The following is a 22,621-nucleotide window of genomic DNA, read 5'->3' as shown; positions in this document are numbered from 1 at the left end:
ACCATCATGCCCAACTTCAAGAATGTGACCTGTAAAATCGCGCTGGCTTGCGCCATCGCCCTCCTCGGTCTCGCCGCCGGCTGCTCCAAGCAGAGCGAGCCCGCCGCTGGCGCCACTGCACAAGCCGCTGCTTCTGCCAACAGCGCAACGAAACTTGGCGATCTTTCCGAGTTCCGTACTATCGCCATCGATGTATCGGCGCTGGTGGACAAGAACGAGCTGGCGAATGCCAAGGCTCGCATCAAGGACCTGGAGCTCGCCTGGGACAACGCCGAAGCCGGCATCAAGCCCCGCGCCGCCAGTGACTGGCACCTCCTCGACAAGGCCATCGACCGCTCGCTCGACGCCCTGCGCGACAGCAGCCCGCAGCAGGCCACCTGCAAGGCTGCGATGGATGATCTGGTGAAAACCTTCGACCAACTCCAGGGCAAGCCTCAGGCGTAATCCTCGGAGGGCTTCCCCTACGCGGGGCTCTCGTCAGATGATTAGGGCAATGCACGGCGACTCGACCGGTCGGCCGTGCATTGCCCGTTCTGATTCTCCGAGGCAGGGACATGCGAATTCTGTTGGTCGAAGACGACCCTATGATTGGCGAGGCCATTGAAGGCGCCTTGAAAGACGCCGGCTACGCCGTGGATTGGGTCAATGATGGGCTGACTGCGCTTTCCGCCGTCGGTACCCATGCCTACGACCAGGTGCTGCTCGACCTGGGGTTGCCGGGACGGGACGGGCTTGGTGTCCTCGAAACGCTCAGGGCGCAGGACAACCCCGTGCCCCTGCTGATCATCACCGCGCGGGACAGCCTGGACGACCGCCTGAGAGGCCTGGATGGCGGGGCTGATGACTACCTGCTGAAACCATTCGAAATGGCCGAACTGCTCGCTCGCATGCGCGCGGTGATGCGGCGCAAGGGGGGCAGCGGATCGCCCGTGCTGAGTAACGGTGTGGTGTCGCTGGATCCGGTGTCGAAGCAGGCCAGCAGTGCCGAGGCCCAGGACGTCCAGCTTTCCAATCGGGAGTTCAGCCTGCTGCAGGCATTGCTGATACGCCCTGGTGCAATCCTGTCGCGCAGCGACCTGGAAGACCGCATCTACGGATGGGGGCATGAAGTGGAGAGCAATGCGGTCGAGTTTCTGATCCATGCCTTGCGGCGAAAGCTGGGCAACCAGGTCATCAAGAACGTCAGGGGAATGGGATGGATGGTCTCAAAAGGCGATTGAACGAGTCGGTGCAGTTCCGGCTCTCCGCCGCGCTGTCAGTGACCATCCTGATCGTTGCCCTGCTGGCCGGTATCTTCGCCTTCGTCTCCGCCTATGACGAGGCGCTGGAGATGCAGGACAACACCCTCAAGCAGGTTGCGGCGCTGTTCGAACGTCAGCAGATGACCCTGAGCTATCCCACCGATATGCCCGTCATCGCTGGCGACAACGAAGAAACCCGCGTCGTCGTTCAATACCTGGCTGATAGCGCGAAAGCCCCGAGAACCAGCGATAACAGCCTGCCGCTGCCACTTCCCACGGCTCTCCCTGACGGCTTCTCGACCCAGAAGGTGGCCGATGAGCAGTTTCGCGTCCTGGTCCGGACCACCGCCTCGGGCGAACGCATCGCCATCACCCAGGAGACCGAAAGCCGCGACCGGGATGCCCGGGAAAGCGCATGGCGCGGCCTGCTGCCCTTCGTGATTCTCATACCCGTACTGCTGCTGGTGGTGGCCGACCTGATTCGCAAACTGTTCCGCCCCATCGCCACGCTGGCGGAGCAGATCGATCGACGGGACGAGCAGGACATGGCCCCTATCGACGCGAATTATCTGCCGACGGAAGTTCGCTCCTTTGCGCTGGCGATCAACCGACTTCTGGGGCGGGTATCGAAGTCGATGGAGTCGCAACGCCGATTCGTCGCCGATGCGGCCCATGAATTGCGCTCCCCGCTGACCGCTCTCTCCCTGCAGGCGGAGCGGCTGGCGGCCACGGAGATGTCGGAGCAGGCCAGGGAACGCCTGGCAAAACTGCGCCAGGGAATCGATCGCGGCAGGAACCTGATCGATCAGTTGTTGATGCTCGCCAGTGCCCAGTCCTCGTCACTTTGCGCAGCGTCTCCCGTCTCGATCCATGATATCTACCGTTCGGTTCTGGAGGACCTGCTGCCCCTGGCCGACAAGAAGCAGATCGACCTGGGTGTGGACGGCGAGGATTGCCAGATCGTCGCGAACGAATTCGACCTGCAGGCGCTGGTAAAGAACCTGGCCGACAACGCAGTGCGATATACGCCCGCCGGAGGGAAAGTCGATCTTCTGGTGCTCCACCAGGGAGATAAGGTCGTACTGCAGGTCAGGGACACCGGCCCCGGCATTCCGGAATCCGAACGCGAGCGCGTGTTCGATGCGTTCTACCGAGTCCCCGGTCACCCGGAGATCGGGTCAGGGCTGGGGCTGTCGATCGTAAAGACAATTGCCACCCGTATCGGGGCAACCGTCCGACTGGACTTCACCGATCGTGAAGCCGGGACCGGGCTCTGTGTCTCGCTCGAATTCAAGGCGTACGTCGCCTGACAGCCTCCAGCCGCGCCCTGGTATGACGTGACAACAAGCGAGGGTTATGCCAATGAGCAAGAATGGCGTTCATCCTGCTGTACTGATCACGATGCCGCACAGCCACTACAGCGAAAAGGCGCGCTGGGCGCTCGACAGGCTATCACTGCCCTATCAGGAGCAACCGCATATACCGCTGCTGCATCGCCTGGCCACAAAGCGCAATGGCGGCAGTAGTGTGCCGGTGCTGGTTCACGGGGCTGCGTATTTCACCGACTCCACCGACATCCTGATGCATGCGGACCGTGCCTGCGGTGGCGACTTGCTGTATCCGCTCGATACCGGCCAACGGCAGGAAGTCGAAGCACTTGAAACCCGATTCGACGAAGATCTTGGCATTCACGCGCGGCGCTGGGCCTATGCGCAATTGCTGACGGAGCGCACTTTGCTCCGACAAGCGATGTCGCGAGGCGTACCTTCGCTGGAGGCGACCCTGCTTCCACTGATCCTGCCAGCGATCGTACAGGTCATTCGCAAAGCGCTCAGAATCACGCCAGAAAGCTCAGCTCGCTCCCTTGATCGGGTGCGCAGTCTATTCAAGGAAGTGGGTGATCGCCTGGAGGATGGGCGACAGTACTTGGTCGCCGATCGCTTCACCGCAGCAGACCTGACCTTTGCCGCACTCGCCGCGCCTGTGCTCTTCCCTGCCGGCTACCGTGCCGCCTACCCCGCCCTGTATGACGTCCCCGCCACGATGCGCAACGAAGTCCTACGCCTGCGAGACACCCCCGCAGGAAGATTCGCCCTGCGCCTGTACCAGCAGGAACGCAACCAAACGCTCCCCGGGCATTGCACCCCGTAGGAGCGGGCCATGCCCGCAATCGCTGCCGTAGCATGGCGCACATTGGACTCCGGTGAGCGCCGTGAGTACGCGCAACTTTCCCGCGCGCAAAAGCAAAACCCCCGGCCAGCGATGCTGACCAGGGGTCTTGGGATAGGAGCTTGACGATGACCTACTCTCACATGGGGAAACCCCACACTACCATCGGCGATGCGTCGTTTCACTGCTGAGTTCGGGATGGGATCAGGTGGTTCCAACGCTCTATGGTCGTCAAGCAATTCTTTAGGACGCTCGTGGCTTGCGCACACGCTCATCCGAATTCGGGTATGTGACAGGTAATTTGCGGTTCACACGAACTTTCGGTTCGTTACGTCTTCACCGTACAACACGCAAATTGTTTGGGTGTTATATGGTCAAGCCTCACGGGCAATTAGTATCGGTTAGCTCAACGCCTCACAGCGCTTACACACCCGACCTATCAACGTCGTAGTCTTCGACGGCCCTTCAGGGGAATCAAGTTCCCAGTGAGATCTCATCTTGAGGCTAGTTTCCCGCTTAGATGCTTTCAGCGGTTATCTATTCCGAACATAGCTACCCGGCAATGCCACTGGCGTGACAACCGGAACACCAGAGGTTCGTCCACTCCGGTCCTCTCGTACTAGGAGCAGCCCCTCTCAAATCTCAAACGTCCACGGCAGATAGGGACCGAACTGTCTCACGACGTTCTAAACCCAGCTCGCGTACCACTTTAAATGGCGAACAGCCATACCCTTGGGACCGGCTTCAGCCCCAGGATGTGATGAGCCGACATCGAGGTGCCAAACACCGCCGTCGATATGAACTCTTGGGCGGTATCAGCCTGTTATCCCCGGAGTACCTTTTATCCGTTGAGCGATGGCCCTTCCATACAGAACCACCGGATCACTAAGACCTACTTTCGTACCTGCTCGACGTGTCTGTCTCGCAGTCAAGCGCGCTTTTGCCTTTATACTCTACGACCGATTTCCGACCGGTCTGAGCGCACCTTCGTACTCCTCCGTTACTCTTTAGGAGGAGACCGCCCCAGTCAAACTGCCCACCATACACTGTCCTCGATCCGGATAACGGACCAGAGTTAGAACCTCAAGCATGCCAGGGTGGTATTTCAAGGTTGGCTCCACGCAGACTGGCGTCCACGCTTCAAAGCCTCCCACCTATCCTACACAAGCAGGCTCAAAGTCCAGTGCAAAGCTACAGTAAAGGTTCACGGGGTCTTTCCGTCTAGCCGCGGATACACTGCATCTTCACAGCGATTTCAATTTCACTGAGTCTCGGGTGGAGACAGCGCCGCCATCGTTACGCCATTCGTGCAGGTCGGAACTTACCCGACAAGGAATTTCGCTACCTTAGGACCGTTATAGTTACGGCCGCCGTTTACCGGGGCTTCGATCAAGAGCTTCGCTTTCGCTAACCCCATCAATTAACCTTCCGGCACCGGGCAGGCGTCACACCCTATACGTCCACTTTCGTGTTTGCAGAGTGCTGTGTTTTTAATAAACAGTCGCAGCGGCCTGGTATCTTCGACCGACATGGGCTTACGCAGTAAATGCTTCACCCTCATCGGCGCACCTTCTCCCGAAGTTACGGTGCCATTTTGCCTAGTTCCTTCACCCGAGTTCTCTCAAGCGCCTTGGTATTCTCTACCCAACCACCTGTGTCGGTTTGGGGTACGGTTCCTAGTTACCTGAAGCTTAGAAGCTTTTCCTGGAAGCATGGCATCAACCACTTCATCGTCTAAAAGACGACTCGTCATCAGCTCTCGGCCTTGAACACCCGGATTTGCCTAAGTGTTCGGCCTACCACCTTAAACTTGGACAACCAACGCCAAGCTGGCCTAGCCTTCTCCGTCCCTCCATCGCAGTAACTAGAAGTACAGGAATATTAACCTGTTTCCCATCGACTACGCTCTTCAGCCTCGCCTTAGGGACCGACTAACCCTGCGTCGATTAACGTTGCGCAGGAACCCTTGGTCTTTCGGCGTGGGAGTTTTTCACTCCCATTGTCGTTACTCATGTCAGCATTCGCACTTCTGATACCTCCAGCAAGCTTCTCAACTCACCTTCACAGGCTTACAGAACGCTCCTCTACCGCGCATCTTGCGATGCACCCGTAGCTTCGGTGTATGGTTTGAGCCCCGTTACATCTTCCGCGCAGGCCGACTCGACTAGTGAGCTATTACGCTTTCTTTAAAGGGTGGCTGCTTCTAAGCCAACCTCCTAGCTGTCTAAGCCTTCCCACATCGTTTACCACTTAACCATAACTTTGGGACCTTAGCTGACGGTCTGGGTTGTTTCCCTTTTCACGACGGACGTTAGCACCCGCCGTGTGTCTCCCACGCTGACACTTCCAGGTATTCGGAGTTTGCATCGGTTTGGTAAGTCGGGATGACCCCCTAGCCGAAACAGTGCTCTACCCCCTGGAGTGATACGTGAGGCGCTACCTAAATAGCTTTCGAGGAGAACCAGCTATCTCCGAGCTTGATTAGCCTTTCACTCCGATCCACAAGTCATCCCCTACCTTTTCAACGGGAGTGGGTTCGGTCCTCCAGTCAGTGTTACCTAACCTTCAACCTGCTCATGGATAGATCGCCCGGTTTCGGGTCTATACCCAGCGACTAAAACGCCCTATTAAGACTCGCTTTCGCTACGCCTTCCCTATACGGTTAAGCTCGCCACTGAATATAAGTCGCTGACCCATTATACAAAAGGTACGCAGTCACCTAACAAAGTAGGCTCCCACTGCTTGTACGCATACGGTTTCAGGTTCTATTTCACTCCCCTCTCCGGGGTTCTTTTCGCCTTTCCCTCACGGTACTGGTTCACTATCGGTCAGTCAGTAGTATTTAGCCTTGGAGGATGGTCCCCCCATATTCAGACAAAGTTTCTCGTGCTCCGTCCTACTCGATTTCACTTCAAAGAACCTTTCACATACGGGGCTATCACCCACTATGGCCGCACTTTCCAGAGCGTTCTGTTAGATTCAAAGAAGCTTAAGGGCTAGTCCCCGTTCGCTCGCCACTACTAAGGGAATCTCGGTTGATTTCTTTTCCTCAGGGTACTTAGATGTTTCAGTTCCCCTGGTTCGCCTCTTGCACCTATGTATTCAGTACAAGATACCCGAGTTATCTCGGGTGGGTTTCCCCATTCAGAGATCTCCGGATCAAAGTCTGTTTGCCGACTCCCCGAAGCTTATCGCAGGCTACCACGTCTTTCATCGCCTCTGACTGCCAAGGCATCCACCGTATGCGCTTCTTCACTTGACCATATAACCCCAAGCAATCTGGTTATTGTCTCGAACGTGAAGACGACATTCGCCGAAAATTCGCGCTTGAACTCGCAAATTTTACCTTGACTTGAATAATCACCAGTGAAAGAGATTATTCAGTCTACTTCTATCACATACCCAAATTTTTAAAGAACAGTTCTGGCACAAAGACCAGACATCAATGTTCGTTCATCCTGAACATTCATGTCTGAGCTTTCGACGATTTTTAATGGTGGAGCCAAGGAGGATCGAACTCCTGACCTCCTGCGTGCAAAGCAGGCGCTCTCCCAGCTGAGCTATGGCCCCGTATCGGATCAGCAGCACACCACAACAATTGGTGGGTCTGGGCAGATTCGAACTGCCGACCTCACCCTTATCAGGGGTGCGCTCTAACCAACTGAGCTACAGACCCAATCGTTCGGGCTTAGCAGGCCGTCGACCTCACCCGCTCTCTACCTCAGAGCCGGGGGCGCGCTCAAACCAACCGAGCAGCAAACCTATCGTCTAACCAGTGAATCAAGCAATTCGTGTGGGAGCTTATGAAGAAGCTGCGATCTTCGATTAAGGAGGTGATCCAGCCGCAGGTTCCCCTACGGCTACCTTGTTACGACTTCACCCCAGTCATGAATCACTCCGTGGTAACCGTCCCCCTTGCGGTTAGACTAGCTACTTCTGGAGCAACCCACTCCCATGGTGTGACGGGCGGTGTGTACAAGGCCCGGGAACGTATTCACCGTGACATTCTGATTCACGATTACTAGCGATTCCGACTTCACGCAGTCGAGTTGCAGACTGCGATCCGGACTACGATCGGTTTTATGGGATTAGCTCCACCTCGCGGCTTGGCAACCCTCTGTACCGACCATTGTAGCACGTGTGTAGCCCTGGCCGTAAGGGCCATGATGACTTGACGTCATCCCCACCTTCCTCCGGTTTGTCACCGGCAGTCTCCTTAGAGTGCCCACCATGACGTGCTGGTAACTAAGGACAAGGGTTGCGCTCGTTACGGGACTTAACCCAACATCTCACGACACGAGCTGACGACAGCCATGCAGCACCTGTGTTCCGATTCCCGAAGGCACTCTCGCATCTCTGCAAGATTCCGGACATGTCAAGGCCAGGTAAGGTTCTTCGCGTTGCTTCGAATTAAACCACATGCTCCACCGCTTGTGCGGGCCCCCGTCAATTCATTTGAGTTTTAACCTTGCGGCCGTACTCCCCAGGCGGTCGACTTATCGCGTTAGCTGCGCCACTAAGATCTCAAGGATCCCAACGGCTAGTCGACATCGTTTACGGCGTGGACTACCAGGGTATCTAATCCTGTTTGCTCCCCACGCTTTCGCACCTCAGTGTCAGTATCAGTCCAGGTGGTCGCCTTCGCCACTGGTGTTCCTTCCTATATCTACGCATTTCACCGCTACACAGGAAATTCCACCACCCTCTACCGTACTCTAGTCAGGCAGTTATGGATGCAGTTCCCAGGTTGAGCCCGGGGATTTCACATCCATCTTACCAAACCACCTACGCGCGCTTTACGCCCAGTAATTCCGATTAACGCTTGCACCCTTCGTATTACCGCGGCTGCTGGCACGAAGTTAGCCGGTGCTTATTCTGTTGGTAACGTCAAAACAGCAAGGTATTAACTTACTGCCCTTCCTCCCAACTTAAAGTGCTTTACAATCCGAAGACCTTCTTCACACACGCGGCATGGCTGGATCAGGCTTTCGCCCATTGTCCAATATTCCCCACTGCTGCCTCCCGTAGGAGTCTGGACCGTGTCTCAGTTCCAGTGTGACTGATCATCCTCTCAGACCAGTTACGGATCGTCGCCTTGGTAGGCCTTTACCCCACCAACTAGCTAATCCGACCTAGGCTCATCTGATAGCGCAAGGCCCGAAGGTCCCCTGCTTTCTCCCGTAGGACGTATGCGGTATTAGCGTTCCTTTCGAAACGTTGTCCCCCACTACCAGGCAGATTCCTAGGCATTACTCACCCGTCCGCCGCTGAATCCGGGAGCAAGCTCCCATCATCCGCTCGACTTGCATGTGTTAGGCCTGCCGCCAGCGTTCAATCTGAGCCATGATCAAACTCTTCAGTTCAATACTGCTTGGGTTTTGAGAAAACCCTAAACTTGGCTCAGCAATCGCATGCTCTATTTAAAGAGCTAAAACTCTCGAATTCACGAGTGTTACTTGCGTTGCTGATAATCAGTCGATCATCAGTCTTACATCACAAGCACCCACACGAATTGCTTGATTCGACTTGTTAAAGAGCAGTTGGTCAAGGCTTTCGTCTCAACCGAGGCGCGCATTCTACGCTAACCTCATCTTCCGTCAAGCTTTATTTTTCGAAAATTTCTTTTCTACTCAATCGCTTGGGCTTCCGAGAAGTCAAACCTCTCATCAGCGGGAGGCGCATTCTACAGCGATCAAGCTCACTGTCAAGCACCTCGGCGATCTTCCTTTCAGCTCGCTGCCGGAGCAGCCAATGGAAAGCGGCAAGTGAATCACCTGCCTGATCACCACCCTCAACTCCGAATCTCTGTAAGTACTTGATTTTCAAGTTCTTTCAGCGCTTCGTCGCTGGGAGTGGTGCGCATTATAGGGACTGAAAAGAGCCCGTCAACGACTTTTTGCAGAAAGATGACAAAGGGACTCTCCCCCTTCTCTTATATAGGTATGACATCAATATCGATCAGCTCGGCTCCCGTTCCTGCTGACTGCTTTCTTGCCCATCAGCTCCAGAAGCACGGAAACGTACACGCACATTCAATCCCCGCCCTCCGGCACCGGCATCCAGGGTCAATTCGGCCCGATGCTGTTCGGCAATCTTGGCGACGATGGACAGGCCAAGCCCGCTACCTTGGGGCAGCTTCTCTCCCTGGCCTCGATAAAAGCGCTCCAGTACTCGCCCACGCTCACCCTCAGGGATACCTGGGCCGTCGTCGCTGACTTCTAGGACGACGTTCTGCCCATCACGCACAACGGACAAATTGATCGTGCTGCCCGGCGCATGCCGTATGGCGTTGTCGACCAGGTTATTGAGCAGGATGCTCAGGCCGTTGGCGTCGCCCGGCACCGACAGGTCCTCGGCATGCACCAGGCCAAGATCGTTGCCGCTCAGATCGGATTGGCGAATGCGATCGCTGATCACCTGCTTGCACAAGGGAAGCAGCGGCACCGGCTGCAGGGGCGCACACTGGGCTTCCGGCTCCAGCCGCGCAAGGGTCAGCAACTGCTGCGCAAGATGGGCCAGGCGCGATACCCCTCGCTGCAACTGCTGCAGCGCCGCCTTCCGCTCCGCCTCATCCTCGGCCCGCTGGGCCAGATCGGCCTGGATACTCAACGCCATGATCGGGGTACGCAGTTCATGAGCCGCGTCGGCGATGAAGTGCCGCTGCAGGGTGAATGACTGGTCCAGCCGCTGGAGCAGGGAGTTCAGTTCGGTCACCAACGGGCTGATCTCGCTGGGCAGGTCAGTGTCCTTGATTGGCACCATGCTATTGGCGTTGCGCTGCGCCAGCTCGGCAACGATGCGATGCAGCGGCTTGAGGCCATAGCCGATCCCAAACCAGAGGAACAGCGCCAGTAGCGGCAGCAACGACAGCACCGGCCAGAGCAGGTGCACCGCCAGACCGGCCAGGGCCTCCCAGCGTGCGTCCTGGGCCTGGGCTACGCGGATCAGGCGATCGCCTCGCTGGGTGACGATGGTGTGCCAGGTCTGCCCCTGGTAGGACAGGTCGCTGACCCCCACCACCGTGGCGGCCGGCAATTGCAACGCCGGGTCGGAGCTGTAGTGCAGTTGTCCCTGGCTGTCCCAGACCTGCAATAACACCTCGTCCTGCTTCTCTTCCTCGGCATCACTGAGACGATGGCGGTGCCTGTCGAGGGACACCTGTTCGCCGGAGAGACTCACATGCCGGGCGATGTAGCGCATTTGGTCGTTGAGCAGGTCGCCCAGCTCCAACAAGGCTCCCCAGTAGGTGCCGACGCTGGCCAGGGCACCGGCCGCGAAGGTGGCGGGCAACAACCACAACAGCAGCCGGCGGCGCAGGGAATTCATTGATCCTCCCCGATGTGGTAGCCGACCCCACGTACCGAGCGGATGACCTCCGCACCGAGCTTCTTGCGCAGGTTGAAGATGTGCACCTGCACCGCGTTGCTGCCTATCTCCTCTCCCCAGCCGTAGAGACGATCCTCCAGTTGCTCGCGCGACAGGATGCGCTCCGGTCCGCGCATGAGTTCGTGCAACACCGAAAACTCCTTGGCCGAGACACTGACCGGCTCGTCACGCAGCCACAGCTGGTGGCTGACCGGGTCCAGGCGCAGCGGACCGGCGCGCAGCTCACTTTGCACCTGCCCCGCCTGGCGACGGCTGATGGCCCGTATGCGCGCGAGCAGCTCCTCGATGGCGAAGGGTTTCACCAGGTAGTCGTCGGCACCGCAATCCAGTCCGGCCACACGGTCCACCAGTTGATCGCGGGCCGTGATGATGATCACCGGGATCTCGTCGCCGCGCTGACGCAAACGCCGCAGGACGTGCATACCGTCTTCGCGGGGCAAACCGAGGTCGAGCAGCAGCACGGCATAGTCGGTAGTCTCCAGGGCCAGCAGCGCCGACTTGCCATCCTGAACCCAATCCGCGCTGTAGCCTTCCTTGCGCAGGCCCTGCTGCAGGCCCGCGCCGATCATTGTGTCGTCTTCCGCCAGTAGCAGGCGCATAGCGTTCTCCGAAGTTCACCGCATCAGGACGGGCACCTGCCCCGCCGCGCTGAGTTTGCGGGCGCGTATGCCGACATCCAATACCTGCATGCTCGCACGGCGATTTTTAAGATGGTTTTAAGCCAGCATTTTCTAATGTCTGCCTGCCCGCCGAATGGCTTCCCCTCAACCTGTCACGCGCATGCAGAAGATCCTGTTCCCAGCCCTGGCCCTGCTCGCCAGTTGCACGACCTACCACCCGGAGCCCCTGGCTCCGGCACAGATGCTCGCGGCTTTCGAGGCGCGCGACCTGAACGACCCGCACCTGCGCCAATACATCTGCGCCCACTCGAACAACTCGTATCCCGGTTGGACGCCAGACACCCTGACCCTCGCTGCCTTCTATTACAGCACCGAGCTGGACGCGACCCGCGCCCACTATTCGGCCAGCCTGGCGGCGGTGGAGAGCGCCGGCGAGCGGCCCAATCCGACACTCTCGTTACCGACGCAGTATACCGCTGCGACACCCAAGCCCTGGACCTACGGCCTGGCCCTGGACATCCCCATCGAAACCGCGGGCAAGCGCGGTTACCGGATCGCCCAGGCGCAGCAGCTTTCCAACGCCGCACAGCGGGCAATCGGCCAGACCGCCTGGAAGGTTCGCAGTCAGTTGCACGCAGCTCTGCTCGATCTGTACGCCAGCCAGCAGCGCGAAAACCTGCTGCAACAGCAGGTGGGATTGCAGCAGGAACTGGAAGCGATGACCGGGCAACGCGCCCGGCAGGGCGAAGTGTCGCCCGCCGAGGCGAATCAGCAGCGCATGGCGCTGATGCGCGCCGAGAGCGATCTTGCCACAGCCCATCAGTCCGGACTCGACGCACGCAGCCGGGTTGCCAACGCCATCGGCATCCCGCTTGCGGCCTTCGAAGCCATCAACCCCGACCTGAGCCAGTTCGAACGCACTCCTCCTGCGATCCCGGCCGGCAGTGCACGGCGCGAGGCCATTCTCAATCGCGCCGACCTGCGCGCCGCGCTGGACGACTACGAAGCAAGCCAGGCCGCCCTGCAACTGGAGATCGCCCGGCAGTACCCGAATCTCTCGCTCGGCATGGGTTATTCGTTCGACCAGGGACAGGACAAGTACAGCCTCACTCCTGGCGTGGTCAATCTGCCTCTGTTCAACCACAACCAGGGCGCCATCGCCCAGGCCCAGGCGCAGCGCAAGGAGGCCGCCGTCAAAGTCGAAGCGCTGCAGGAGCAGGCTATCAACGCGACCGCCTCCGCGCTGCGCAACTACGACGCCGCCCGGCAAAGACTGAACCTTCTCGACCGCCTCGCGGCTAACCAGTCTGCCGCCCGTGAAGCCGATCAGCGCGCGTTCGCCAGCGGCGAGACGGACCGCCTGGCGGTGCGTCAGGCCGACCTGGCCGCCAGTCTTGACACCCTCTCGCACCTGGACGCCCAGGTGCAACTGCAACAAGCCCTTCTGCAACTTGAAAACGCCCTGCAACGCCCCCTGCAGGACGGCCACCGCCTTTCATTCACCGATTCTGGAGATCGCCGGCCATGAAAAGACGTCCCGGCCTGCTGCCATGGCTGGTTACCGCCTCCGCTGCCACCTCCGCCGCGCTGGCGGCCTGGCTCTACCTGCAACCCGTGCCGCCGCCCGCTCAGTTGCCGGCGGCGCCCACCTGGCTGACCAACGAGGCGGGCCTCACGCTGGTCACGCTGGACCCGGCCACCCTTGCCCGAAGCGGTATCCAGACCGCCATGCTCGCCTCAATCGAACACCAGGCCGAGCAGCTCGCCTATGGCAGCGTTCCAGACATCCAGCCGCTCACCGACCTGCACAGCCGGTACCGCACCGCCCAGGGTGATTTCGGGGCGGCCCAGGCCGCCGCCACCGCATCGAACCAGGAACTGAAACGCAGCCGGGCGCTGGCGCGGGACGCCGGGAACGTATCGGAGAAGGGCCTGCAGGCGGCTGCGGCCACCGCCAGCGCCGACCAGGCCAAACTGGAAACCGCGCGGAGTACGGTGCAGGCATTACGGGCCAACGCCGTCCAGCAGTTCGGGGAACCCGTGGCGCAATTGCTCGCGATGCAGCCCTCGGCCGAACTGAATCGTTTGCTGAACCACCAGGACACCTTGCTGCGTATCGCCCTTCCGGCACAAGGCAAGGGTACGCCGCCACGGCGCATCAGCGTCGAGGACGATTCCGGGCAACGGGTGCAGGCTGATCTCCTTTCGGCCGCCCCGCAGAGCGACCCGAACCTGGCCGGACAGGTCTACCTCTACCGCAGCACCACCCCCCTGCCATTCGGCTCCCGCTTGCTGGCCCATCTGCCCGTGGCACAGCGCGCGGCCAGTGGCGTGCTGATTCCGCAGGATGCGGTGGTCTGGTTCGGCGCCATTCCCTGGGCCTATGTGCAGACCGAGGCTGGTCATTTCCTCCGGCGGCCGCTGAGCGACCCGCGCCCGGTGTCGGGCGGCTACTTCGTCGGCAGCGGCTTCAAGGCTGGCGAACAGGTCGTGGTGCGCGGCGCGCAGATGCTGCTCTCGGAGGAGCAGCGCCCGCAGATCGCCGCATCCGCCTGCAAAGACCCCGAATGCGACGACTGACCCCGGTAGCCACCCAACCATGCTGAATTCCGTGATCCGTTTCGCCATCCACCTGCGCGGCGTGGTGATCGCCCTCGCCTGCCTGCTGGTGGGTTATGGCCTGTACAGCCTGACCCAGGCGCGCCAGGACGTGTTCCCCGAGTTCGCTCCGCCGCAGACAGTGATCCAGACGGAAGCGCCCGGCCTGACCTCGGAGCAGGTCGAAGTACTGGTCAGCCAGCCCATCGAAAATGCCATGGCCGGCACCCTGGGCGTGGCGACCCTGCGCTCGAAGTCACTGCAGGGCCTCTCCATGGTGACCCTCACCTTCAAGGACGGCACCGATATCTACCAGGCACGGCAACTCACCGCCGAGCGACTCGCCGCACTGACCAGCAGCCTGCCCCGCGAAGCCAGGGCACCGACGCTACTGCCGCTGACCTCCTCCACCAGCGTCACCCTGGTTGCAGCCCTCACCTCGAAGCAGCGCTCGCTGATGGACCTGCACACGCTGGCCGAATGGACCGTACGGCCTCAGCTGCTGCGCGTGCCGGGCGTGGCCGATGTGATCGTGTTCGGTGGCGATGCGCGGCAACTGCAGATTCACGTGCAACCCGAACGCCTGGTGCGCTACGGCCTGTCGCTGCAGGACGTGCTCGGCGCGGCCCAGCGAGCAACCGGCGTGCGCGGCGGCGGCTACATCGAAAGCGCCAACCAGCGGATCGTGCTGAGCACCGAAGGGCAGACACTGCGCCCCGAGCAACTGGCTCAGGTGGTGCTGCGCTACCAGAACGGCCAGCCGTTGCGCCTGGGCGACGTCGCCACTGTCGAGATCGGTGCGGAGCCGGCGGTGGGCGCCGCGGCGGTGGATGGCGAGCCCGGCGTCTCGCTGATGGTCGAGAGCCAGTACGGTATCGACATGAAGAGCGTCTCGACGGGTGTCGAGCAGGCCCTGGCGGCACTGAAACCGCAGCTGGAGCGCGAAAAGGTCGAGCTGCACGCCGACGTGTTCCGCCCGGCCAGCTTCATCGAAAGCGCCATGGGGCATCTGCGCAACGCCCTGCTGCTGGGTGGCGTGCTGGTAATCGCGGTGCTCTTCCTGTTCCTGCTCGATGCGCGCACGGCGATCATTTCCGCCACGGCCATTCCGCTGTCGATGCTCACCGCCACCCTCCTCCTGCAGCACTTCGGGGTGAGCCTGAACACCATGACCCTCGGCGGCCTGGCGATCGCCCTGGGCGAGGTCGTGGACGACGCCGTGGTGGACGTCGAGAACATCTTCCGCCGCCTGCGCGAGAACCAGGCCCTGGGCTTCCCGCGATCAGCGGCCAGCGTTGTGCTAACCGCCTCGCTGGAAGTGCGCGGTGCGGTGGTCTACGCCACCCTGATCGTGGCCGTGGCCTTCCTTCCGGTCCTGAGCCTGAGCGGCATCGCCGGCAAGCTCTTCGCGCCACTCGGCATCGCCTACATCCTGGCCATCCTCGCCTCCCTGCTGGTGGCCCTGACAGTCACGCCGGCACTGGCCTTCCTGTTGCTGACCCGACGTCCGCTGCGCAGCGACGAGCCCGCGCTGCTGCTACGCCTGAAAACCCGCTACCTGACAGTGCTGGCCAAGGTCGAGCCCCATCAGCGCGGAATTCTTTGCGGCGTCTTCCTGCTCTGCGGCGGCGCCATCGCCTGCCTGCCGTTCATGAACGGCGACTTCATCCCGCAGCTCAACGAGGGCCATTACCTGGTGCACATGGCCCTGGCGCCGGGCTCGTCCCTTCAGGAATCGATGCGTGTGGGAGGTCAGGTAAGCAAGGCACTCGCCGCGGTGCCCGGGGTACGCCTGGTGTCGCAACGGGCCGGCCGGGCCACCGAGGTGGTCGACCCTACCGGTGTGAACATCAGTGAATTCGAGGTAGACCTCAAGCGCACCTCCCCCGAGGAGCAGCGCCAGGCTCTCCTCGGCATCCAGCAGGCGCTGGCGGGCTTCCCCGGCCTGATCACGTCGGTGAACACCTTTCTCGCCGAACGCATCGACGAGAGCATCTCCGGGGTCACCGCGCCGGTGGTCATCAACGTCTTCGGACCCGATCTCGACCTGATCGAGCACAAGGCCAATGAAATCGCCATGCTGGTCGGCTCCATCCCCGGTGCCATTGGCGTCCGTGTGGAAGCCGCGCAGTACGCTCCGCAGCTGACCCTGCGCCTGATCCCGGAGCAATTGACCCGCTACGGTTTCGCCCCGCTGGATGTGCTGGACGCCATCCAGGCGGCCTATGAGGGCATCGATGTCGCCCAGGTCTACGAAGGCGCCCAGGCCTACAAGGTCAATGTGTCCCTGGCCCCCTCGGCGCGCCAGGACCTGACCCGTATCGCCGACCTGCCGCTGCGCAGTCCGGCGGGCATCACGGTGCCGCTCGGGCAACTGGCGCAGATCAGCCAGAGCAGCAGCCGTTACCAGATCCAGCACAGCGACGGCCAGCGGGTGCAGACCGTGTCCTCCGCCGTGCGCGGACGCGCGGTCAGCGACTTCGTCGCCGAAGCGCGCCAACGCATCGCAAGCCAGGTCAGGCTGCCCGATGGGGTCTACGTGCTGTTCGCCGGCGAAGACCAGGCCCGCAGCCAGTCGGAGAACGACCTGCTGGTATACAGCCTGCTCGCCACGCTGGGCGTCGTGCTCCTGCTGTACATGGCCTTGAAGAACAGCCGGGCACTCCTGCTGGTGCTGGTCAATCTGCCCTTCGCCCTGGTCGGCGGTGTACTCACCGTACTGGTCAGCGGTGGCGATCTTTCGCTGGGCTCGCTGGTCGGCTTCGTCACCCTGTTCGGCATCACCCTGCGCAACTCCATCATGCTGGTCTCGCACTACCAGCATCTGGTCGACGAGGAAGATATGACCTGGGGGCCGGACGCCGCGCGCCGAGGCGCCGCCGAGCGGCTGGTGCCGATCCTCATGACCGCAGTGGTCACCGCACTGGGCTTGTTGCCCCTGGCACTGAGCAGCGGGGCCGCCGGCAATGAGATCGAAGGCCCGATGGCGCTGGTGATCCTCGGTGGACTGGTCACCTCGACGCTGCTCAATCTGCTGGTACTGCCGACGCTGGCGCTGCACTTCGGCCAGTTCGTCAGGCAGACAGAACTGCTCCCGGAGCCAGGCAGCGATACAGCCAATGGATGGCCGTCGACTTGACCCAGCGGGCGAACACCGGCGGAAGACATTACCAAGCGCCACAGATTGCGCTTGCAAGACGTTATGTAGACCTCTATACGTCGACATCCCGCAAGGACTTTGCACGGAGGGCTCGAATGAACACCGCCGTGTACGCCAAGGAAGCCGTCGGCGCGAATTACGCGCTGGAATCGATGAGGTATGCCCAGGTTCGCACCTGGGAAGCCGTGGACGCGATCGCCGCTGTGATCCAGCCGGGCATGCGCGAGTCCGAGGCCACAGCCATCGGCAAGCAGGTGCTGGCCGAGCTTGGCATGGAGCGCATCTGGCATCCCCTGCTGATCCGCTTCGGGGCCAACACCCTGAAGACCTTCAAGCAGCGCTCCGACGGCGACCCGGTGCTAGCCGAGAACGATATTTTCTTCGTCGACATGGGTGTGGTCTGGCATGGCCATGAGGGCGACGCCGGCGCCAACTATGTGGTCGGTGACGATGCCGAAATGGCCGCCTGCGCAGCGGCGACGAAAACCCTGTTCCAGCGCGTCGAGGCACGCTGGCGAGCGACCCGCCGCAACGGCGTCGAACTGTACGACTACGCGCGCGATCAGGCCCACGCCATGGGCTGGCTGCTAAACCTGGACATCAAGGGCAACCGCGTCAGCGATTTTCCCCGTGCCATCTACCGCGCAGGCGACCTGGGCGATTTCACCGATCACCCCGGGCGCGGCCTGAGGATCCTGGAGATCCAGATCGCCCATCCGCACAAACCCTATGGCGCTTTCTACGAAGACCTGCTCGCCTGATCCGGAGCCCCCGATGAGCGATAGCGTATTGCTGTTCTCCTACGGCACCTTGCAAGCAGGCGGATGCCTGTGAGGTCTCCGACTACACTCGCGTCAGCGTGCAACTGCAGTCCGGCCTGCACGCCTGGGTCTATGTACGGGCTGACTTTCTCGCTGTAGTTGAAACCGCATAGCGCTTCCTGACATTCTGGTCAGGTTTTTTTGGTTCACAAGGAGAAAACCATGAAAGTCAGTGCCCGCAACGTCTTCAAAGGAAAGGTCCGCGAGCTGCGCCCCGGCGCGGTGAACAGCGAAGTAGTCATCGAGCTCGCCGGCGGTGAAACCCTGGTGGCCGTCGTCACCGTCGAGAGCGTCAACAGCCTGAATCTCGCTCCCGGGGTCGAGGCCGTGGCCCTGGTCAAGGCCCCCTGGGTGATGCTGATGACCGAAGCCAGCGACATTCGTCTGTCCGCACGCAACTGCCTGAACGGCAAGGTCCTGAGCGTCACCGATGGCGCCGTCAACGCCGAAGTGGTGATCGAGCTGGCTGGTGGCACCAAGGTGTACTCCATCGTCACCCGCGAAGCCGTGCAGGAGCTGGGCCTGGTCCCTGGCGCAAGCGCCACCGCGGTGATCAAGGCGTCCCACGTCATCGTCGGCGTGCCTGCCTGATAAACCCTGGCTGGGGCACCGCAGTGTGCTCCAGCCTCCCCGCGCCTCCCGCGTCAAAGAGCTTCAACCGGTTCTACCGCAACTCCCTCCCGCCGGACCCCACCGCTTCCGCCGCAACGGCCGGAACTTCGAGCAGCTTGTACCGCTGGCCGCGCTATCATCATGGCCGTGCCCTTCGGCTCAAGGGCCGGATGGCCTACAAGGAGAACCTGCGTGAATCGGACCCTGCTGTGTATCGCCGCCTGTTTGTCAGCAACATCGCTCCTGGCCCTTGCCGAAACCCCTCAGACCTTCCTGCAAAGCCGGGTTTACGAGCTTCGCAGGGATACTTCGCCACCCTCCTGCTACGAGTGGGTATCGGGCCTGCCGAATGGCGTCTGGGGCAATGGCGCGGACTATGCCCAGAAGACCGAGAAACTGATGGCCAGCGGCTCGATACTGGTTGCCTCGGCAACCTACAAAGCCACCGGCGAGCTGATTTCCCATTCTTTCTATAAAAGCCGCGGGACCTGCCAGAAAGACCTGTCAAGGCGGCCGGAGGCGATTCCCCGCAATGTCGCCACCGCAGTCCCGGTCAAAGCCGAAGCTCCCGGGCAAAGTTCAAGTTATATCGACCGGCTCGAGCGTGACTTCGGGCAACGACTCTATTTCAGTTCCCCCCAGGCAGAGTCGATTGTCAGGAAATTCAACATCGACTGCAAAGCGCCGGATCGCCGTTACCTCCCCCTGTACAACGCCTTGCTTGCGCGTCTGCATGAAGGGAGCACGCCCGACGCCTGGATGGAAACCAGCGTGGTCAATACAGGCAAGAACATCCAGGTCTTCGACAGTGTTCGCCTGAAGAGTGGCAAGGAACTTACCCCGCAATTGATCCTGGAAATCAACGAATGGGGCGCCATTGAAACCCACGGCATCCGGCCTGACGCGCTGTCGAATGCCTGCTTCGGTTCGTATGGCCCTATCTGGAAGATCTAGGCGTCGCGTCGTTAGCAGAGAATGACCAACACAGCGCACCGCCACACCGAATTGAACAACTTCGAACATTCGACTAGATCACAAATAACAACCACGACTCACAATATTTTGAATGTTTTGTTGCGCTATTGCCGGATAAGAAGATCCCCCCTTAAGCTCTTGCGCCGGAAAATTGCCACCGCTCATCCATACTCGATCTATCCGTAATTCACGGTGCATTCACGAGAAGCGCCGTACTCACCTGAACATCATTATCAGCCGCCTGCCGCAGGCCCCACATGGAGCCTGCCAACTACAAGGATGTGGAACTGCCCAGGCGCGAAAAGACCGGTAGATACAAGCTCTTGCCCTGCTCATGGGGTCAAGGGGTGTGCTGATCCCAGCCGTCAACACAGTTGCTGCTGTACCCCTCTTAAATTAGGACTCGAAAATGAAGAAACACGCTGTTCTGCTTCCTCTGCTGGTGCTCCCCCTGCTGTTCGGCTGCTCCAGCAACAAGGTTTCGAGCGAAGACTATTCCGGCTTCCTGAATAACTATTCGCACCTGAGCGAGCAGGAAAACGCCTCCGGCGCCAAGGTGATGGCCTGGGTCGATCCCAGCCTGAACCTCAGCCGCTATACCAGCGTGTACATCGAGCCGACGCAGTACTTCCCCAAGGCGGCTCCTACCGACAAGGTCTCGCAACAGACCCTTGACCAGATTTCCACCTACTACACCCAAGTGCTCAAGCGCGAGTTCGGCCAGGTGTTGCCGGTGGTCAATCAACCCAGCAGCGATTCTCTGGTTGTACGCGCCGCAATCACCGGCGTGAGCAGCCATACTCAATCCCTGCATGCCTACGAGGTGGTTCCGATCGCCCTGATCGCCGCTGGAGTGAGCACCGCCACCGGTATCCGCGACCAGGACACCGTGATCGCCACCGAAGCCGACTTCCTCGACGGCCGCACCAGCAAGGAAGTCGCCCAGCTCGTGCGCAAGGGCACCGGGCAGCCGCTGGAGAACGACAAGCAGGCAATGGCCGCCAATGACGTGAAAGGCGTGCTGGACGGCTGGGCCAAGGACATGCGTCTGTCCTACACCAAACTGCGCGCACAGAAGTAAGCGTGACCTGAACTACCCGGCCAGAAGAGTTTCTGGCCGGGCTCGCGAACACGATCGTTACTCGGGGCAGCGAGCCCGGATGGAGCCACAAGAGGGCTGATGAATGCCACATGACGGAAGCCTGTTACAGGCGACGGTGATTTTCCTGCTGGCAGTGGTGGTTCTGGTACCACTGGCGCAACGCCTGAAACTCGGTGCGGTACCCGGCTATCTGCTGGCGGGCATCCTGATCGGGCCCTCGCTGCTCGGCCTGATCAGCAATCCACATAACGTCGGCCGCCTTTCGGAAATGGGCGTGGTGATGCTGCTCTTCATCATCGGTCTGGAGCTCTCGCCCCGCCGGTTGTGGATGATGCGCCGCTCGCTGTTCGGCGTCGGCTCCCTGCAAGTGGGGCTGACCGCCATCGTCATCGGCCTGCTGGCGTACCTGCTGTTCGGACAGTCGCCGGCCGCCGCCGTGGTGCTGGGCGTGGGCCTGGCGCTCTCTTCCACCGCCTTCGGCCTGCAGGTACTGGCCGAGCGCAAGGACCTGAACAAGCCGCACGGCCGCCTGGCCGTGGGCATCCTGTTGTTCCAGGACATCGCCGCCATTCCGCTGATCGCCATCGTGCCGCTGCTGGGCAGCGGCGGCGACAGCGCAACCGACGCTGGCGCGCGGCCCTTGCTCGCGGTAGCGGTCGGCATCGGCCTGGTGATCCTCGGTGGCCGTTACCTGCTGCGCCCGGTGTTCACCTGGGCGGTCGGCTCGGGGTTGCGCGAGCTCTCCACCGCCACCGCGTTGCTGGTGGTGCTGGGCACGGCCTGGATCATGGAGCACGTCGGCGTCTCCATGGCGCTGGGCGCCTTCCTCGCCGGCATGCTGATGGCCGAATCGCACTTCCGCCATGAGCTGGAATCGCAGATCGAACCGCTCAAGGGCCTGCTGCTCGGCCTGTTCTTCGTCGGCGTGGGCATGACCGCAGATATGCGCCTGCTGTTCGACGCGCCGCTCCTCGTACTGGGGCTGACCCTGCTGCTGGTGGGCATCAAGCTGCCGCTGCTGGTGGGCATAGGCCGTTTCTTCGGCGGCCTGAACCGTGCTGGGGCGAACTGCCTGGGCGTAGTGCTGGCATCCGGCGGCGAGTTCGCCTTCGTGGTGTTCAAGCTCGCCCTGGATCAACGCCTGCTGGAACAGCGGGTACACGATGTGCTGGTGCTCGCCATCACCCTGTCGATGGCCGTGGTGCCGCTGGTGATGATGGCGCTGGCGCGCCGGATGCGTGACGAGACAACGGACGCCGAGGTGCCGGACGGCGCACCGGAAGTGGATGACCAGCCGAGGGTGGTGATTGCCGGCATGGGCCGCATGGGCCGCGTGGTCGCCAATCTCCTGCAAGCCCAGAGCGTGCCGGTGGTCGCCCTCGACACCTCGGTCGAGGCACTGCGTCGCCAGGGCCGCGAAGGCACCGTGCCGGTCTACTACGGCGACCCGACGCGCCCGGAAATCCTCCATGCCGCCAAGGTCGGCGAGGCCGAACTGGTGATCGTCGCCACCGACGACCCGGAGACCAACCTGAATACAGTCGACACCCTCGCCCGCCTCTACCCGCATACCAGGGTCATCTGCAGGGCGACCAACCGCCAGCAGGTCCTGCAGCTGCTTGACCGGGGTGTCAGCCCGGTACGGGAAACCTTCCATTCCAGCCTGGAAATGGGACGCCGTGCCTTCATCGAACTCGGCGTGGACGAGGACCAGGCCGCGTCCTGGGTACGCCGCTACCAGCAGCAGGAAGCGCAGTGGCTGATGGAGCTGCATCGACAGGGTCGCGACGACGAACCTGACGGCCGCTTTGGCGACGATAGCGGGGACGACGACGGAGGCAAGCAAGTCTCCGTCGCCGGTGTCACCCCGCAAGTCAAGGAACAGCCAATTGACAGCGCCCCGCGGCGCGATGATCGTCCGACCTGAAAAGGCCGGT

Annotated in this window: 14 protein-coding genes, 2 tRNA genes and 3 rRNA genes; 12 read left to right on the top strand and 7 right to left on the bottom strand. The window is 61.1% G+C overall.

Features of this window, described 5'->3' with window-relative positions; all coding sequences use genetic code 11:
- Positions 1–6 precede the first annotated feature (6 nt).
- From GA645_RS13405 to GA645_RS13390, 4 genes are all read left to right on the top strand, one after another.
- Complete coding sequence (locus GA645_RS13405) at positions 7–444, top strand: hypothetical protein (RefSeq protein WP_152223503.1); 438 nt, start codon at positions 7–9, stop codon at positions 442–444.
- Between the two features lie 110 nt (positions 445–554).
- Entirely contained in the window at positions 555–1,220 is a 666-nt protein-coding gene (locus tag GA645_RS13400) for a response regulator transcription factor (RefSeq protein ID WP_152223501.1), read from the top strand.
- On the top strand, positions 1,196–2,551 hold the full coding sequence (locus GA645_RS13395; protein WP_152223499.1) for an ATP-binding protein: 1,356 nt from the start codon (positions 1,196–1,198) through the stop codon (positions 2,549–2,551). The genes GA645_RS13400 and GA645_RS13395 overlap by 25 nt, the downstream gene beginning before the upstream one ends.
- Before the next feature lie 52 nt (positions 2,552–2,603).
- Positions 2,604–3,392 (top strand): glutathione S-transferase family protein, encoded by a 789-nt coding sequence (locus GA645_RS13390; protein WP_178119539.1) that lies wholly within the window; start codon positions 2,604–2,606, stop codon positions 3,390–3,392.
- 138 nt (positions 3,393–3,530) lie between these two features.
- Here GA645_RS13390 and rrf read toward each other — a convergent pair.
- The 7 genes from rrf to GA645_RS13355 form a co-directional block, all read right to left on the bottom strand.
- Positions 3,531–3,646: ribosomal RNA gene (rrf, locus tag GA645_RS13385) — 5S ribosomal RNA — on the bottom strand.
- 134 nt (positions 3,647–3,780) lie between these two features.
- Positions 3,781–6,672, bottom strand: a 23S ribosomal RNA gene (locus tag GA645_RS13380).
- 232 nt (positions 6,673–6,904) lie between these two features.
- Positions 6,905–6,980 (bottom strand) — tRNA-Ala (locus GA645_RS13375).
- Positions 6,981–7,009: 29 nt separating this feature from the next.
- Positions 7,010–7,086 (bottom strand) — tRNA-Ile (locus GA645_RS13370).
- A 150-nt stretch (positions 7,087–7,236) separates the two neighbouring features.
- A 16S ribosomal RNA gene (locus tag GA645_RS13365) occupies positions 7,237–8,773 on the bottom strand.
- The 16S, 23S and 5S rRNA genes sit together here with 2 tRNA genes alongside, the layout of an rRNA operon.
- 595 nt (positions 8,774–9,368) lie before the next feature.
- Entirely contained in the window at positions 9,369–10,736 is a 1,368-nt protein-coding gene (locus GA645_RS13360; RefSeq protein ID WP_152223495.1) for an ATP-binding protein, read from the bottom strand.
- The gene (locus GA645_RS13355; RefSeq protein WP_152223493.1) at positions 10,733–11,395 is read right to left on the bottom strand and encodes a response regulator; all 663 of its coding nucleotides are present in this window, start codon (positions 11,393–11,395) and stop codon (positions 10,733–10,735) included. Before GA645_RS13355 ends, GA645_RS13360 begins: the two co-directional genes overlap by 4 nt.
- 181 nt (positions 11,396–11,576) lie before the next feature.
- Between GA645_RS13355 and GA645_RS13350 the strand changes: the two genes are divergently transcribed.
- The 8 genes from GA645_RS13350 (at position 11,577) to GA645_RS13315 (ending at position 22,611) form a co-directional block, all read left to right on the top strand.
- Complete coding sequence (locus GA645_RS13350; protein ID WP_178119538.1) at positions 11,577–12,944, top strand: TolC family protein; 1,368 nt, start codon at positions 11,577–11,579, stop codon at positions 12,942–12,944.
- Positions 12,941–13,996: a metal transporter gene (locus GA645_RS13345; protein ID WP_152223489.1), complete on the top strand. Its 1,056-nt coding sequence runs from the start codon at positions 12,941–12,943 to the stop codon at positions 13,994–13,996. The genes GA645_RS13350 and GA645_RS13345 overlap by 4 nt, the downstream gene beginning before the upstream one ends.
- Positions 13,997–14,015: 19 nt before the next feature.
- Positions 14,016–17,153 (top strand): efflux RND transporter permease subunit, encoded by a 3,138-nt coding sequence (locus tag GA645_RS13340; RefSeq protein WP_152223487.1) that lies wholly within the window; start codon positions 14,016–14,018, stop codon positions 17,151–17,153.
- 116 nt (positions 17,154–17,269) lie between these two features.
- Positions 17,270–17,935 carry a M24 family metallopeptidase gene (locus GA645_RS13335; RefSeq protein WP_152223485.1) on the top strand — a complete coding sequence of 222 codons (666 nt, stop codon included), beginning with the start codon at positions 17,270–17,272 and terminating at the stop codon, positions 17,933–17,935.
- 222 nt (positions 17,936–18,157) lie between these two features.
- Positions 18,158–18,586, top strand: a complete 429-nt coding sequence (locus GA645_RS13330; protein ID WP_152223484.1) for a molybdopterin-binding protein — start codon at positions 18,158–18,160, stop codon at positions 18,584–18,586.
- 213 nt (positions 18,587–18,799) lie between these two features.
- Positions 18,800–19,561: a hypothetical protein gene (locus GA645_RS13325; RefSeq protein ID WP_178119537.1), complete on the top strand. Its 762-nt coding sequence runs from the start codon at positions 18,800–18,802 to the stop codon at positions 19,559–19,561.
- Positions 19,562–19,991: 430 nt separating this feature from the next.
- Complete coding sequence (locus tag GA645_RS13320; protein ID WP_152223482.1) at positions 19,992–20,663, top strand: DUF3313 domain-containing protein; 672 nt, start codon at positions 19,992–19,994, stop codon at positions 20,661–20,663.
- 103 nt (positions 20,664–20,766) lie between these two features.
- The gene (locus tag GA645_RS13315) at positions 20,767–22,611 is read left to right on the top strand and encodes a monovalent cation:proton antiporter-2 (CPA2) family protein (RefSeq protein ID WP_152223480.1); all 1,845 of its coding nucleotides are present in this window, start codon (positions 20,767–20,769) and stop codon (positions 22,609–22,611) included.
- Positions 22,612–22,621 lie beyond the last annotated feature (10 nt).

It is taken from the genome of Pseudomonas sp. SCB32 (genome assembly GCF_009189165.1).
GTDB lineage: Bacteria > Pseudomonadota > Gammaproteobacteria > Pseudomonadales > Pseudomonadaceae > Pseudomonas.
Note: the sequence above shows the minus strand (reverse complement) of the source record. Positions and strands in the feature narration are given on the sequence as shown.

What these genes read in the sequence shown, in the direction of transcription:
- GA645_RS13405 (WP_152223503.1), top strand. Translation starts at nt 7, where the DNA reads ATGCCCAACTTCAAGAATGTGACCTGTAAAATCGCGCTGGCTTGCGCC.
- GA645_RS13400 (WP_152223501.1), top strand. Translation starts at nt 555, where the DNA reads ATGCGAATTCTGTTGGTCGAAGACGACCCTATGATTGGCGAGGCCATT.
- GA645_RS13395 (WP_152223499.1), top strand. Translation starts at nt 1,196, where the DNA reads ATGGATGGTCTCAAAAGGCGATTGAACGAGTCGGTGCAGTTCCGGCTC.
- GA645_RS13390 (WP_178119539.1), top strand. Translation starts at nt 2,604, where the DNA reads ATGAGCAAGAATGGCGTTCATCCTGCTGTACTGATCACGATGCCGCAC.
- GA645_RS13360 (WP_152223495.1), bottom strand. Translation starts at nt 10,736, where the DNA reads ATGAATTCCCTGCGCCGCCGGCTGCTGTTGTGGTTGTTGCCCGCCACC.
- GA645_RS13355 (WP_152223493.1), bottom strand. Translation starts at nt 11,395, where the DNA reads ATGCGCCTGCTACTGGCGGAAGACGACACAATGATCGGCGCGGGCCTG.
- GA645_RS13350 (WP_178119538.1), top strand. Translation starts at nt 11,577, where the DNA reads ATGCAGAAGATCCTGTTCCCAGCCCTGGCCCTGCTCGCCAGTTGCACG.
- GA645_RS13345 (WP_152223489.1), top strand. Translation starts at nt 12,941, where the DNA reads ATGAAAAGACGTCCCGGCCTGCTGCCATGGCTGGTTACCGCCTCCGCT.
- GA645_RS13340 (WP_152223487.1), top strand. Translation starts at nt 14,016, where the DNA reads ATGCTGAATTCCGTGATCCGTTTCGCCATCCACCTGCGCGGCGTGGTG.
- GA645_RS13335 (WP_152223485.1), top strand. Translation starts at nt 17,270, where the DNA reads ATGAACACCGCCGTGTACGCCAAGGAAGCCGTCGGCGCGAATTACGCG.
- GA645_RS13330 (WP_152223484.1), top strand. Translation starts at nt 18,158, where the DNA reads ATGAAAGTCAGTGCCCGCAACGTCTTCAAAGGAAAGGTCCGCGAGCTG.
- GA645_RS13320 (WP_152223482.1), top strand. Translation starts at nt 19,992, where the DNA reads ATGAAGAAACACGCTGTTCTGCTTCCTCTGCTGGTGCTCCCCCTGCTG.
- GA645_RS13315 (WP_152223480.1), top strand. Translation starts at nt 20,767, where the DNA reads ATGCCACATGACGGAAGCCTGTTACAGGCGACGGTGATTTTCCTGCTG.